Origin of the sequence: uncultured Campylobacter sp. (assembly GCF_938045625.1) — a bacterium.
In the GTDB taxonomy this organism is placed as follows: domain Bacteria; phylum Campylobacterota; class Campylobacteria; order Campylobacterales; family Campylobacteraceae; genus Campylobacter_A.
In genome coordinates, this window is sequence record NZ_CALIAV010000064.1 from 1 (window position 1) to 13,607 (window position 13,607).

General features: G+C 49.0%; 12 protein-coding genes. 4 read left to right on the forward strand and 8 right to left on the reverse strand.

Features of this window, described 5'->3' with window-relative positions; genetic code table 11:
- The 4 genes from Q0386_RS06750 to thiC all read right to left on the reverse strand — a co-directional run.
- Positions 1 to 1,183 (reverse strand): PFL family protein (locus tag Q0386_RS06750; RefSeq protein ID WP_299028888.1); only part of this gene is annotated, 1,183 nt, incomplete at its 3' end.
- Between the two features lie 9 nt (positions 1,184 to 1,192).
- Positions 1,193 to 1,459, reverse strand: a complete 267-nt coding sequence (locus tag Q0386_RS06755) for an ACT domain-containing protein (protein ID WP_004321567.1) — start codon at positions 1,457 to 1,459, stop codon at positions 1,193 to 1,195.
- A gap of 77 nt (positions 1,460 to 1,536) precedes the next feature.
- Positions 1,537 to 2,637 (reverse strand): Mrp/NBP35 family ATP-binding protein, encoded by a 1,101-nt coding sequence (locus Q0386_RS06760; RefSeq protein WP_299028891.1) that lies wholly within the window; start codon positions 2,635 to 2,637, stop codon positions 1,537 to 1,539.
- Positions 2,627 to 3,961 carry a phosphomethylpyrimidine synthase ThiC gene (gene thiC / locus Q0386_RS06765; protein WP_299028894.1) on the reverse strand — a complete coding sequence of 445 codons (1,335 nt, stop codon included), beginning with the start codon at positions 3,959 to 3,961 and terminating at the stop codon, positions 2,627 to 2,629. Before thiC ends, Q0386_RS06760 begins: the two co-directional genes overlap by 11 nt.
- Before the next feature lie 99 nt (positions 3,962 to 4,060).
- Between thiC and Q0386_RS06770 the strand changes: the two genes are divergently transcribed.
- The 4 genes from Q0386_RS06770 (at position 4,061) to Q0386_RS06785 (ending at position 8,492) form a co-directional block, all read left to right on the forward strand.
- Entirely contained in the window at positions 4,061 to 5,191 is a 1,131-nt protein-coding gene (locus tag Q0386_RS06770) for a bifunctional 2-C-methyl-D-erythritol 4-phosphate cytidylyltransferase/2-C-methyl-D-erythritol 2,4-cyclodiphosphate synthase (protein WP_299028897.1), read from the forward strand.
- 18 nt (positions 5,192 to 5,209) lie between these two features.
- Complete coding sequence (locus tag Q0386_RS06775) at positions 5,210 to 6,136, forward strand: response regulator (RefSeq protein WP_299028900.1); 927 nt, start codon at positions 5,210 to 5,212, stop codon at positions 6,134 to 6,136.
- Positions 6,114 to 7,298 (forward strand): sulfate adenylyltransferase, encoded by a 1,185-nt coding sequence (locus Q0386_RS06780; RefSeq protein ID WP_299028903.1) that lies wholly within the window; start codon positions 6,114 to 6,116, stop codon positions 7,296 to 7,298. The genes Q0386_RS06775 and Q0386_RS06780 overlap by 23 nt, the downstream gene beginning before the upstream one ends.
- 696 nt (positions 7,299 to 7,994) lie before the next feature.
- Positions 7,995 to 8,492: a phosphatidylglycerophosphatase A gene (locus tag Q0386_RS06785; RefSeq protein WP_002953632.1), complete on the forward strand. Its 498-nt coding sequence runs from the start codon at positions 7,995 to 7,997 to the stop codon at positions 8,490 to 8,492.
- Between the two features lie 172 nt (positions 8,493 to 8,664).
- On the opposite strand, the gene Q0386_RS06790 is transcribed toward Q0386_RS06785, so the two are convergent.
- The 4 genes from Q0386_RS06790 to Q0386_RS10205 all read right to left on the reverse strand — a co-directional run.
- Complete coding sequence (locus Q0386_RS06790) at positions 8,665 to 9,096, reverse strand: fatty-acid--CoA ligase (RefSeq protein ID WP_299028911.1); 432 nt, start codon at positions 9,094 to 9,096, stop codon at positions 8,665 to 8,667.
- Positions 9,096 to 12,173 carry a cytochrome c biogenesis protein CcsA gene (gene ccsA / locus Q0386_RS06795; RefSeq protein WP_299028914.1) on the reverse strand — a complete coding sequence of 1,026 codons (3,078 nt, stop codon included), beginning with the start codon at positions 12,171 to 12,173 and terminating at the stop codon, positions 9,096 to 9,098. The genes Q0386_RS06790 and ccsA overlap by 1 nt, the downstream gene beginning before the upstream one ends.
- An 85-nt stretch (positions 12,174 to 12,258) precedes the next feature.
- A complete protein-coding gene (locus Q0386_RS06800) occupies positions 12,259 to 13,467 on the reverse strand; it encodes a HAMP domain-containing sensor histidine kinase (protein WP_299028916.1) in 1,209 nt (402 codons plus the stop codon).
- 22 nt (positions 13,468 to 13,489) lie between these two features.
- The coding region (locus Q0386_RS10205) for a helix-turn-helix domain-containing protein (protein WP_367272399.1) at positions 13,490 to 13,607 on the reverse strand (118 nt) is incomplete at its 5' end.

A 13,607-nucleotide genomic window follows, 5' to 3' on the forward strand; every position in this document is an offset into this window, starting at 1 on the left:
CGGCGGTCGTTTTTTGATTTATCACGCCGATCGCGGCCTCGTCGGCTATGATCGCAGCGATCGTCTGCTCGGGCGTGTCCTCAGGGATCGCGATCATGTCGAGCCCCACCGAGCAGATCGCAGTCATCGCTTCGAGCTTTTCCAAATTTAACGATCCTGCGCGCACCGCAGCGATCATGCCCTCGTCTTCGGAGACGGGGATAAACGCGCCGCTAAGTCCGCCTACTTGATTGCATGCCATCACGCCTCCCTTTTTGACCGCGTCGTTTAGTAGCGCTAAAGCCGCAGTAGTGCCGTGCGTGCCGACGCGCTCTAAGCCCATTTCCTCAAGCACGCGCGCGACTGAATCGCCCACCGCCGGAGTCGGAGCTAGCGAGAGATCTACGATGCCAAATTTCACGCCAAGGCGCTCGGACGCCATTTGACCGACGAGCTGTCCGATGCGAGTGATCTTAAACGCCGTCTTTTTCACGGTCTCGGCGACCACGTCAAAGCTCGCCCCGCGCACCTTCTCAAGCGCGCGTTTAACGACGCCCGGGCCGCTAACGCCCACGTTTATGACGACTTCAGCCTCGCCCACGCCGTGAAATGCGCCCGCCATAAAGGGGTTATCCTCGACGGCGTTAGCAAACACTACGAGTTTGGCGGCGCCAAGATCGGAAAGCCGCGCGGTTTCTTTGATCACGCGCCCCATATCGGCGACCGCGCTCATATTTATGCCTGTTTTGGTCGAGCCGATATTTACCGACGAGCAGACCTTTTGCGTCGCGGCAAGCGCGGCGGGGATGGAGTCGATTAAAATTTTATCGCCCTTTGCGTAGCCCTTTTGCACGAGCGCTGAAAAGCCGCCGATAAAGTCGATGCCGACCTTTTTGGCCGCCTCGTCCATCGCTCTAGCAAGCGGGACGTAGTCGGTAGCGTTTGTCGCCGCGCCGATGATGGCGATAGGCGTTACGCAGACGCGCTTATTTACGATCGGGATGCCGAGCTCTGCTGAAATTTCATTACCGACCTTTACCAGATCGCGCGCCTTGTCTGTGATCTTTGCGTAAATTTTCTCCGCCGCCTTGTCGATATCTGGATCGATACAGTCAAGCAGGCTGATGCCCATCGTGATCGTGCGGATGTCGAAATTTTGCTCTTCGATCATCGCGATCGTTTCGGTTACGTTTTTGATGTCCATATCGGGGCCTTAGATGTTATGCATGGCGTCAAAGATCGCCGAGCTTTGGATGTTGATCTTTACTTTTAGCTTTTCGCCTAGCTCGTTTAGCTCCCCCTTTAGAGCCGTAAAGTCCTGCTTTTCCTCGCTGGAAACCACCGCCATCATCGTAAAAAACTCGTCCAAAACCGTCTGGCTGATGTCGTCTATGTTTAGCCCAAGCTGCGCGAGCTTAGCCGAAACGCCCGCCACAATGCCAACCTTGTCCTTACCGATCACCGTTACGATCGCTTTCATCGTCCTTCTCCTAAATTTGTAAATTTGCGAGAGTTAAAGCCCAAATTTTAGTAAATTCGGGCTTTAGATTTTAAATTTTACTTCGAGCAAGCGCTCTTGCCGTCCATCACGGGCTGGATAGACGAGTTGTCCGCGCCGCCATCATCGTTGATATTTTTGATTATCTCCCACAGTCTAGCCGCCGCTTTTTCGTAGCGTTTAGCCGTGACGGAGTTTGGCTCGTAAAAGCTCACCGGCTTGCCGCTGTCGCCGCCGACTCTAACGGCAGGCTCGATAGGTATCTCGGCTAGCACTTCGGTGTTATAAGCTTTTGCCACTTCCTCGGTCGTACCTTTGCCAAATATATCATACTCCTTGCCGCTTTCAGGGCAGATAAATCCGCTCATATTTTCTATCACGCCGGCGATTGGGATGTGAAGCTTTTCAAACATATCAAGTGCTCTTTTGCTGTCATCAAGCGCTACTACTTGCGGCGTCGTGACGCACACGCCAGCCGTCACCGGTACGCTTTGAGCTAGAGTTAGCTGTGCGTCGCCCGTTCCCGGAGGCATATCAAGAAACAGCACGTCCAGCTCGCTCCAAAATACGTCTTTTAGCAGCTGCTCGATAGCTTTCATGATCATCGAGCCGCGCCAGATGAGGCTCATGCCTTCTTCCATTAGCACGCCCATACTCATCATCTCGACGCCGTGAGTTAGGATCGGTTTTAGCTTGTTGCCGACGACTTGAGGCTGCGTGCCTACTTCGCCTAGCATCCTAGGGATGTTTGGACCGTAGATATCGGCGTCTAGGATGCCTACTTTTTTGCCTAGCTTTGCCATAGAGATAGCTAAATTTAGCGTCGTAGTGCTCTTACCCACGCCGCCTTTACCCGAGCTTACCATTACGAAATTTTTGATCTGCGGAGCGATGTTTTTACCACTTTGGCTGTTGCTTTTTTCCTCGGGGATTTTTGGTTGGATGATATTGATGACGCACTCGTTTGAGCCCATCACGCGCTTTATGTCGGTTCGCAGCTCGTTTGCTACGTCCGGATTTGAGCTTACGATCTCGACCTCGATTAAAATTTTCTCGCCGATTTCGACGTTTTTTACGAATCCAAAGCTCACGATATCTTTCTCAAAGCCTGGATATATCACGCCTTTTAGTCTATTTAAGACATCCTCTTTACTTAACATTTTTCTCCTTCGTTAGATTTTTTGAAATTTTATACGCGCAAAATTTAGGCCCGCACATCGAGCAAAATTCTGCCTTTTTAAACGACTCTTGCGGCAAGCTCTCGTCATGTAGCTCGCGCGCTCTTTGGGGATCTAGGCTTAGCTCAAACTGCCTGTTCCAGTCAAAAGCGTATCTAGCGTCGCTCATCGCGTGATCGCGCTCTATAGCGCGTGCTTTGCCTAGCGCGACGTCGGCTGCGTGAGCGGCGATCTTATGTGCTACGATGCCTTCTCTGACGTCGTTTGCGTTAGGTAGGCCTAGGTGCTCTTTAGGCGTCACGTAGCACAGCATCGAGGCTCCGTAAAAGGCCGCCATCGTCCCGCCGATAGCCGAAGTGATGTGATCATACCCCGCGCCGATGTCCGTAGGTAGCGGCCCTAGCACGTAAAATGGCGCGCCGTGGCACAGCTCGCGTTCGATTTTCATATTATACTCTATTTGGTTTAAAGGAATATGACCCGGCCCCTCGATCATCACCTGCACGTTTTTCTCCCATGCGCGTAGCGCGAGCTCGCCTAAAACCCGCAGCTCACTAAGCTGAGCTTCGTCGGTCGCGTCGTATAGGCAGCCGGGGCGCAGTCCGTCGCCAAGAGATAGCGCGACGTCGTTAGCGGCGCAAATTTCTAAAATATCGTCAAAGGCCTCGTAAAACGGGTTTTCTTTATGATGATGCATCATCCAACTAGCAGTTAGGCTGCCGCCGCGGCTAACGATACCCATCTTTCGCTTTGCGACCAGCGGCATAAATTTGAGCAAAAAGCCCGCGTGTATCGTAAAGTAGCTAACGCCCTGGCTCGCCTGCTTTTCAAGCGTTTTTAGGATGTCGCTAGCGGTTAAATTTTCCACCTCTTTTATATCATGGATGATCTGATACATCGGTACGGTGCCTATGGGGACGGTCGAGTTTACGATTATCGCGCTTCTAATGGCATCCAAATCGCCGCCCGTACTTAGATCCATGACCGTATCGGCGCCGTATTTTAGGCAAATTTGCAGCTTTTCAAGCTCGGCACAGATATCGCTGCTTAGGCTCGAGTTGCCGATATTTGCGTTGATTTTGGTTTTTGCCTCTCTGCCGATCGCCATCGGGAGCAAATTTTCGTGATGGATGTTGGCAGGGATTATCATCTTGCCTGCGGCGACTTCGCTTCTAACGAGCTGGGGATCTAGCATTTCAGCCTGCGCTACGTAGTTCATCTCGGGCGTTATGATGCCTTTTTTAGCGTAGTACATCTGCGTCGGAGTTTTGTCGGCGGAGTCAAATTTGACCCGAAATTCTTTCATGTTTCGCTCCTTAAAATTTTGGTTCTAATCTTACTCAAAAAAGATAAAAACAAGCTTTTGGGATGTATAATATCGTAACACTTCGCCAAAGGAGAAATTTTGCTAGACGTTACGCTGATAATGCTCGGAGCCGGAAGCTCCAGCCGTTTTGAAATGCCCGTTAAAAAGCAGTGGTTGCGCGTCGGAAGCGATCCGCTATGGCTCTTTGCGGCTAAAAATTTAAGCTCGCACTACGCTTTTAAGGAGATAATCGTCGCCTCAAACGAGGAAAAATATATGAGCAAATTTGCCCCGTCGTATCGCTTCGTAAAAGGCGGCGCGACCCGTCAAGAGAGCCTAAAAAACGCTCTTAAGCTCGTTCAAAGCGAATATGTTTTGGTTAGCGACATCGCTCGTCCGATGATTAGCGCCGAGCTTTTCTCGCGTATAATGGGCGGCATCCAAAATGCCGACTGCGTCGTGCCTGCGCTAAAAGTGCCAGATACCGTTTATCTAGGGTCCCAGGCCGTCGATAGAGAGCAGATCAAGCTCATCCAGACGCCGCAGCTCTCGCGCACAGCAATGCTAAAAAGCGCGCTTGAATCAGGTCAAATTTACACCGACGATAGCTCGGCGATAGCGGCTGCGGGCGGTAAAATTTGGTACGTGCAGGGCGATGAAAACGCGAGAAAAATCACATTTAAAGACGACCTTTCTAAAATTTGCGGCCTTGGTGCGCCGTCAAGTGAAATTTACGTGGGAAACGGCTTTGACGTGCATGCCTTTGAAGAAGAGAAAAAAGAGGGAAGTTTCGTAACAATCGGCGGCGAGAAAATTCCTTTCGAGCGAAATTTAAAGGCCCACTCCGACGGCGACGTAGCTATCCACGCGCTAATCGACGCCATACTAGGAGCGGCCGGACTCGGCGATATAGGCGAGCATTTCCCCGATACCGACGATAAATTTAAGGGAGCGGACTCTGCTGTGTTACTAAAAGAAGCATATAGGCTTGTTCAAAGTGTCGGTTTTGAGCTGATAAACGCCGACGTCACCGTTATCGCCGAGAAGCCAAAGCTTAGTAAATTTAAATCTGCGATGGAAATAAACATCGCAAATGCGCTAAATTTAACCCCGAACCGCATAAACGTAAAGGCCACGACGACCGAGAAGCTAGGCTTTACCGGGCGAGGCGAAGGTATAGCCGCCACGGCGTCGGCGAGTCTAAAAATTTACGACTGGACGCAAAAATAAAACGACGAAAGTAAAAAAATGAGAGTTTTGATAATAGAAAACGAAATCTACCTAGCCCAAAGCATCGCATCAAAGCTAGAAGATCTAGGCTACGAGTGCGAGATCGCAAGGAGCGCGGCGGAGGCGATGAAAAGTGGGCCCGAGCAGAAGGCAAAGGAGGGCGCTAAGGACGTGCACTTTGACGTTGTGCTGCTCTCTAGTGCGTTTGCCGGCGACGAGACGCTAAAAATCATACAAAAATTTAAAGACTCCGTCGTCATCCTGCTCATCACCTATATCAGCAACGACACCGTCTCGATCCCGATAAAAGCGGGTGCGAGCGACTACATACAAAAGCCGTTTATGATCGAGGAGCTGGTGCGAAAGATCAAACATTTTGAGGAGTTTAGGCGGCTGCAAACATTTATAAAAACCTATCAGGACTACTTAAACTATCATTTTAAGGCGGTTTCGGCGCTAAATTTCGACTTTAAGCGCATAAAGCTGCCGCTTCTCATCAAATGCAATAAAATGATAAACGCCGATAACTTTGTTTTTGAGTACGCAAAGGCGCTAAATTTGAGCTTCAAATACGTCCCGCTAGAACCCGGAATCGACGTGGAGGCTATCGCCGCGGCAAATCCGCGCACGCTTTTGTACTTTTCAAATTTTCAAATTTTACGCCAAGAGGCCAAAAATCAGATCGTATCTCTCGCCGCCAAACGCAAGATCATCGCAAGCTCGACCAATCCGAACGAAGAGACGCCGATGGAGACGCTAAACATCACAAGCGATGAGAAAAATTTTCAAATCGACGAAATTTTGACGATCGACGACTACATCAAGCACATCATCGTAAACTATCAGGACAAATACCCCGACACCGAGCTTAGCAAAAAGCTAGGCATCTCGCGCAAATCGCTTTGGGAAAAGAGGAAAAAATATGACGTCGTCAAGAAAAAATAACGCCGTTTGGATAAACGACGAGGCTTTTGGCGCGCTTGATCTCATAGAAAATCAAATTTTTAGCAAATTTAACCGCCTGATGAATGAAAAAGAGGCGAACGAGATCTACGAGACGGGCTTTTTGGCCGGCGAGCCGATGCCATATACTTTCGTCTTTGCGCCGCACGGCAAGCGCAATCAAGAAACTATAAAAAACGCCTCAAAGGGCGATCATATCGAGCTTATCAACGGCGGTAAGGTCGTGGGGTATATCGAGGTCGGCGAGGTTTTTAAATTTAACGCCGAAAAAAGCTCGCAAAATATCTTTCGCGCTAACGAAGCCGCGCCCGCACAGCAAAGCCAAAGCGGCGAACTGGCCGTAAGCGGCGAGATAAAAATCTGCGACGACAAGCTAGCCGAGGTAAGAAAGCTGATCGAAGAGGTCAAAAGGGAGCAAAACGTCCGCAAAATCTCGGCGATCATGCTAACTGCGGAGCCATTTAACCGCGCGCACGAGCGCCTCATCAGGATGACGATAGATAGCTCCGATCTGGTGCTTTTGTTTTTACTAAAAAGCCACGGCGCGGACGAGATGATGAGCTTTTCTCTCAAAAAAAGCGTGCTGGAATACTTCATCCAAAACTACGTCCCCAAAAACCGCCTGATCATCGTGCCTTTTGAGAACTCAAATCTCTTTAGTTCGCACCTAAATCCGACACTAGAGTGCATCGCGGCACATAGGCTGGGCGCCCATAAGCTCATAGTCGGGCAAAATCACGCCGGTATCGGTATGTTTTACGATCACAACGTCGCTCACACGGTGCTAGAACGCTACAAAAACGATCTAAATTTAGATATCGTCGTGTTGCCAGAGCTCGTCTACTGCGACGAGTGCAAGACGCTAGTTAGCACTAAGACCTGCCCGCACGGCCAGCATCACCATATCAAATACCACGCCCAGACGCTAAAAACGCTACTGCTAGCGGGTATCTTGCCGCCTGCGATTCTCATGCGGCGCGACATCTCGGCGATGATACTGAGCGAGCTTTTTCCGAACCGATTTGAAAATATCCAAAAGCTTTGCGACGATCTTTTTCCTAGCAACGGGCTGCTCGAAAAGCAGACGGAGAGGGAGTTTTACGAAAATTTGATGAAGCTTTATCAGACGACGTCGCTGACTTAAATTTGCTTTTAGCTTTTACTGCGTCGAAATATCGTTTATTGCTGTATGCATGCGTTGTTCATTTGGCGCTTTTTTGCTTAATTTTAGCTTTTATACTGCGGCTCGTTTTGAGAGAGATTTTGTGCAGTTTCGCTGCGCTTGAGGTCGCTTTTCAGGGGCAGCAAATTTGCAGTGCGAAGCAGTGGAAGAGTTAAATTTAGCTCGGGAAACTACGCGTTTTGTCGCCGCTAAAATTTACTGAGCGAGTGCTTGCATTAGCGTTGCGAGCTGACCGTTTTGCGATATCTTATCTTTGCTTTTGCGTTCGAATTTGCAAATTTTACTCGCCGAGACCTGCACCGCAAAAACTCTAAAATTTGACGCTATACATTTATTGCGCGGAGGGTAGCGCGGTTTGTTTGGCGTAAGGCGTCCGTGCTTTGATTGACGTTAAATTTGACGATATTGCACAGCGTTGCGGCGAATTTGTATTGTAGTTTGGAAATTTTAAATTTGATTGCTGAAAGTACGGATTGAAATTTGCGGTTGTAAAATCTAATAAATTTAGCGCATTTTGCCGTCAAATTTGAAAATATCCGAAATCCGCGAAAATTTGGCGTCCGAATTTTGAAATTTGCGCGTTAAATTTGCTAAAATCGCACTAAAAATCGGCGAACGAAAGCACTACATTATTTAAATTTGATTTCAAGGAAAAATATGCAAAGGTTATTTTTAACGTTTTTTGGCGCTGGGCTGAGTCCTAAGGCCCCCGGTACGGTGGGCTCGCTAGCTGGCGCAGTTGCGGCGTATGGATTTTTGATGTTTTTGCCCGCTTCCACGCTGTTTTTAGTTTCGATTTGTCTTTTTTTATATAGCATCAAGATCATCGACGATTATGAAGCAAAAACCGGCGTGCACGATCACGGCAGTATCGTGATAGACGAGGTTGCTGGCGTTTGGCTGGCGATTTCTATCAGCGGCGCCACGGCGGTGCAGTTTGCGCTCTCGGTTCTGTTTTTTAGGGCGTTTGACATCCTAAAGCCATCCGTGATCGGCCGCATCGACAAAAACGTAAAAGGCGGGCTGGGCGTGATGGGTGATGATATGCTAGCAGGGCTTTTTGCGGGGCTTCTTAGCGCGATTTGCTACGAGGCTGTGACGAAAATCGGACTTGACTACGAGTGGATTAAATTTGAATTGCCGTTTGTAAAGTAAGTTTATTTGGCGATTTTTAGGCGGTTATTAAAATCAAATCCCGTTAAAATTTACCGCCTAAGTACTCTATATTAGTTTGTGTGTTTTTTTGGGGGGGCTATTTATGGGAGTCTTTGGTTATCTAAAATCAGAACTCAATAGCAAATTTAGAACAAAATAAATTAGCTAGAGTTCATTTTTTTGTTTGCGACATACCTTTTTGCTCGTATGTATCGATCTCTCTTGCGTATTCAGGATTTTTCTTTTTTAGTTCGTTAGTCATAAAAGCTATTAGTTTGGCGTCGGCGTTTTTATGCGAAGCTATGGCTAGAACAAAATTTAAATATTCTTTTGCATCCTCGGGCGCTACGCCGTCTTTTTTGGGCGGTAATCTAAAATTTGAAGAAAACGTCCTCAAAATAGAAAATAACTTATTTTTGCTAGTGCCTGGATCGTTTGCTACGGCGAGTAAATCATCTAGTGTGATGCCTCGATTGGCGGCTTCTTTTGCCGCATTGTTGGCTGCGATTTTGTCGCTACCTAGCTTAACCGCCATAAAAACAAGGGAAGCGACGAGCATCAAAAGAATCGTCGCTAGAATTATTACTATAGTAGTTTGATTCATTATAGTTTCACTGTTTTATCTGGTTTTCTAAAATACGCCAAGACCGCTATCAAGACCATCAAAAGTGCACCCACCCATACAAAAGTCGGCACCGGTATCGGCTCACCCGCAGCATACGAGTGCATGCCGCTTAGGTAGAAGTTTACGCCAAAATAGGTCATTATGATCGACCAATAAGCAAACATCGAAGTAACGGCAAATGCGTACTGGCTGTTTAGTTTAGGGATAAATCTAATGTGTAGAACTGCTGCGTAAACGAGAATAGAAACCAGTGCCCACGTCTCCTTGCTATCCCAGCCCCAGTAGCGACCCCAACTCTCGTTCGCCCAAACGCCGCCCAGGAAGTTGCCCATCGTAAGCAGGCTAAGACCCAGTATCATCGCCATCTCGTTTATGCGCGTGGCCTCTAGGATATTTCGCGAAATTTCTTTATGCTCCTTGCTGCCTTGCAGAGCAAAAAGTACGAGCGTAAACATACCCAGTAGCGAGCAAAGTCCCAAAAATCCGTAACTAGCCGTGATGACTGAAACGTGGATCGTTAGCCAGTAGCTCTGAAGTACCGGCACTAGAGTGGTGATCTGCGGATCCATCCAGCTAAGGTGCGCGACAAATAGCGTAACGCCCGCTAAAATCGAGGTTAGGGCCATAGCTATAGGGCTTTGGCGAGAGAATACTAGGCCTGATAAGCTAAGCGCCCAAGCGATATAAATCATCGACTCGTAGGCGTTGCTCCACGGCGCGTGCTCGGCGATATACCAGCGTATGCCTATGCCGAAAGTATGCAGCAAAAACGCCAAGATATTTACGCCGTAAACGATACCAAATAGCCATTTGATATTTAGTTTAGGCCTTGCCATCTTAGCAAACACGAAGCATAAAAGCCCAAACCCAGCCAAAAGGTATATCGGCGTTAGCGACTCGAAAATTTTATACTCGTTAAAAAACAGCTCCATCTCGACGCGTTTTTCGCCTGGGATGACTTTTTTGCCGTGCTCTTGTTGATAGGTTTTTATCTCGGCTAGAGCTTGATTTGCTCGGCGCCAGTTGTTGTTTTCGGTGGCTTCGGCAACGCTAGTGAAGTAGCTTCTTAGCATCCTGCCGATCGGTTCGCTCTCGTTTTTAGGAAGATACATCATGGCTGAGGCTATGCCGTACCATTTGTTATTCGGGTCGTCCATCTTTGGAAACATCGTAAAGATCTCGCCCATAAACACCATATAAAGTATGTTTAGGCGCTCGTCCACTTTTTGCAAGTCTTTATCGAATGTTCCGCGCTCGCCCGGCGTTTTTCGGTTTGCTGCTTCGGCAAATTTGTTGAGTTTGTAGGTGATTTTACCGTCTTTATCGCTTTCAAAAAAGTCGTTATAGCTCGCGTATTTGGCCTTTTCGTCTATGCCGATTAGCTTTTTTAGCTCTTTATTTCCGACGTAGATTATCGGTACGTCGCGCCAGTATGGGGCGTTTATCATCATCGAAAGTATGGCTTGGTTTGCATTTAGGCCGTCTAGCGTATCGCTGCGGTGGATCTTGTTTAGAATTTCCCTTGCGACAGTGTCAAAAGGCTTCATTCTGCCGTCGGCGCTTTGGATAATTAGCGTAGAGAGCTCTTTTGCGTGGTTTGCATCGATGTTTCTAGCGTTATCGGCCGCGTAGGTTTTGCTCGGAGCAAATGCCGCAAAGCAGGCTACTAGAACAAAGCTCGCGACTTTTTTAACGGCATCCTCGTTTATCATTTTAGCTAGTTTTCTAAAGCGAGAGCGAGGATTTACGACGTTGAAAAATAGTCCCAAACCCAGCAAAAAGTAGCCGATGTAGGTCGGAATCTTACCCGGATCGCGATTTACCGATAGTACGGTGCCAAGTTCGTCTTGGTCGTAGCTACTTTGGAAAAATCTATATCCGTCGTGATCTAGTACGTGGTTCATGTAAATTTTATACGGGTAGTTTCCGGTTCTAGAGTCTTCGACGATAACGTCGCTAGAGTAGCTCATCGGCGAATTTGAACCCGGATAGCGCTTAAGCTCGAAGTCCTCAAGTTTTAAAGAAAATGGAAGCTCGACCATCTTTGAGCCCCAGTAAACGTTAAAAAGTACGCCGTCGATCTTAGCTTTAGCAGGTATGTAGCTGTTTTCATAGAGCATGAGCTGCTGGGTTTGCCCGTCAAACGTCAAATTTGCCACCAATGCGTCATATTCGCCGTTTTTGCTCACGACTCGCTTGGCTGCTTTGGTTAATAATGATTTAGGTACGAAATTTACGTCCGTGACCGTATAGAGCTGCATCGGTAAAAACTCGGTCGCTTGGTCTTTTGCGTACTCGCCTTTTTCATTCGTCGCCATCGTAAAGTAGCTGATATTTTGGTTTGAAGTTAGATAAAATTTGCCCTCTTTTAGCTCGATTTTGACGAAATTTTCAAGTAGCGGCTGCGCGTCGAATGCAAAGCTAACGCCGCCTACCTCGCGAGTTTCGCCGGCTTGCAGGCTTATCTCTTCTTTTGAGTCTGGGCTTGAGACTGCAAGCCTAACGAGCGGCTCGCCTTTTTCCGCTTCGTAGTACTCGGTTTCGGCCTTTTTGTAGTATCCGTCAAAGGTTAAATTTGCTTTTTTGCCCGCGATTTCAAGCGGCAAGTTAAAGTCGTTTGAGCCGACGGAAGTGATTTGTTTCGGGATCGAGTTTGAGTAAATCTGACCGTCTTTTTCGGCTGCGATTTCTATTCTAGAAACGGATCCGAATACCGCATTTGAGGTTTCGTTTTCTCTGATATGGATGTTGCCCTCAAAGCCAAGATATCGCGTCATAGCAGCACCTAAAAGCATAAATAAAAAGCTAACGTGAAATATCAAAACGGGCAGTTTTTCTTTTCTTAAAAGGTTATATCTAAAAATATTGTAAGCTAAATTTATGCCTAGAAGAACTTGCACCAAAGCGAACCAACTCGCTCCGTAAACCGCCGCCCACGCGCTTTTTGTGTCGTAGTAGCTTTCTATTATCGTTGCTGCGCCGCTACCGATAGCAAATATAACAAGTAGCACGACGGCCGACGTCATACTGAAAAATAGGGATTTTAACTCGCTCAAAACAGATCCTTGAACATAAATTTAGTAAATCAAAATGCACATTATAGTAATTTTTTTTAAATAATCTTACTTTTTAGTTATTATTTTATGATAATTTTTTGTCTTTAAGTTTAAATAAATTTAATATAAACTCAAATTCGTTAAAGCCGTCCGCGCTCATAAAGTGTCCGCCTTTTTCAAAGATATCGGGGGCGAGGCTCTCATCGATGCCCTCGCCTTCATCGCTCACTTCAATGATGACTCCGCGTTTGGATGTGCCTGCGTGCGCCCACACACGCGTCGTCCCGTCGCCGTAGCGCAGCGAGTTTTCGATGAGGGTGGCCAGGACCTGGCCGAGCTTCCCGGCGTCAGCGAGGATCGGGCGCTCAGCTTCGTCGAGGAAAACGAGCGAGCGCCCGGCCGCCTCGAACTGATCCTCCCACTCCTCGCGGGCTGTATTGAAGACCTCGAGAATGTGGATGGCCTCGGTCTGGCTGGTCTGTCGCTGCGAGACGTCCAGGAGCTCCGTCACGACGTTCGTCATGCGTTCGACCTGTTCGAGGCAGGTGTGGGCTTCGGCGCGTACCTCGTCCTCTGTGGAGATCAATTCGATCTCCTCCAGGCGCATGGACAGCGCCGTCAGAGGGGTACGCAGCTGGTGCGAGGCATCGGCGGCGGCCTGTCGCTCGGCCGCGAGTCGGCCCGCCATGCGTTCACCGGTGCGAGCCAGTTCCTCCGAGACCAGGTCGATTTCCTCGATGCCGGACTTTTCGACACGGGCGCGCACGCCACCCGAACCGATCTGCTCAGCCTGGGCAGCCAGGTAGATGAGGGGCGCGGACAGATCGCGCGACAAGGCACGCGCCATGAGCCAGCCGATCAGCATCGACAGGGCCATGCCACCGCCAAACAGCGAACACGTCCACGCAATGCGCCCCAGCGCGTTCGATGCCGATGCTGTGAGCTGGACAGACACTCCAGAGGGTGAGGAAGCCACAGCGGTCATGGTCCGTCCCGAAATAACCTTGCCGTTGGTCGCAATGTTGGAGTCGGGTACTTTGATGCGATAGCTCAGTTCACCGCCGCGGCTGTTTGCTTGATCCGCCACCAGCGACGCCAGGGTCGCAGGGTCGTTCCCCTCCCCCGCGACGCGCCGGCGCTCAATATTTTGCAGGATGAGCTGCGACTGAACCTCGAGGCTACGCTGCTCAGAGGTCCATATGGACGCCGACGCAAAGAACGCACCCGGTAGGCCCATCAGGACGCACACGACGGCGACGACCGAGACGATCATCCTCACCGCGCGTGCGCGCATGACGAGCCTCCCTCAGCGGCGTTCAGCGAGCGTTTTCGAAGCGGAAACCCATCCCGCGGACGGTCGTAATGTAGTGCGGGTCAGTCGCGTCGTCGCCGAGCTTGCGGCGCAGCCACGACACGTGCATGTCGAGTGTCTTC

Excerpts from the sequence above, each read along its gene's own strand:
- Q0386_RS06755 (WP_004321567.1), bottom strand. The coding sequence starts at position 1,459 with ATGAAAGCGATCGTAACGGTGATCGGTAAGGACAAGGTTGGCATTGTG.
- Q0386_RS06760 (WP_299028891.1), bottom strand. The coding sequence starts at position 2,637 with ATGTTAAGTAAAGAGGATGTCTTAAATAGACTAAAAGGCGTGATATAT.
- thiC (WP_299028894.1), bottom strand. The coding sequence starts at position 3,961 with ATGAAAGAATTTCGGGTCAAATTTGACTCCGCCGACAAAACTCCGACG.
- Q0386_RS06775 (WP_299028900.1), top strand. The coding sequence starts at position 5,210 with ATGAGAGTTTTGATAATAGAAAACGAAATCTACCTAGCCCAAAGCATC.
- Q0386_RS06780 (WP_299028903.1), top strand. The coding sequence starts at position 6,114 with ATGACGTCGTCAAGAAAAAATAACGCCGTTTGGATAAACGACGAGGCT.
- Q0386_RS06785 (WP_002953632.1), top strand. The coding sequence starts at position 7,995 with ATGCAAAGGTTATTTTTAACGTTTTTTGGCGCTGGGCTGAGTCCTAAG.
- Q0386_RS06790 (WP_299028911.1), bottom strand. The coding sequence starts at position 9,096 with ATGAATCAAACTACTATAGTAATAATTCTAGCGACGATTCTTTTGATG.
- Q0386_RS06800 (WP_299028916.1), bottom strand. The coding sequence starts at position 13,467 with ATGCGCGCACGCGCGGTGAGGATGATCGTCTCGGTCGTCGCCGTCGTG.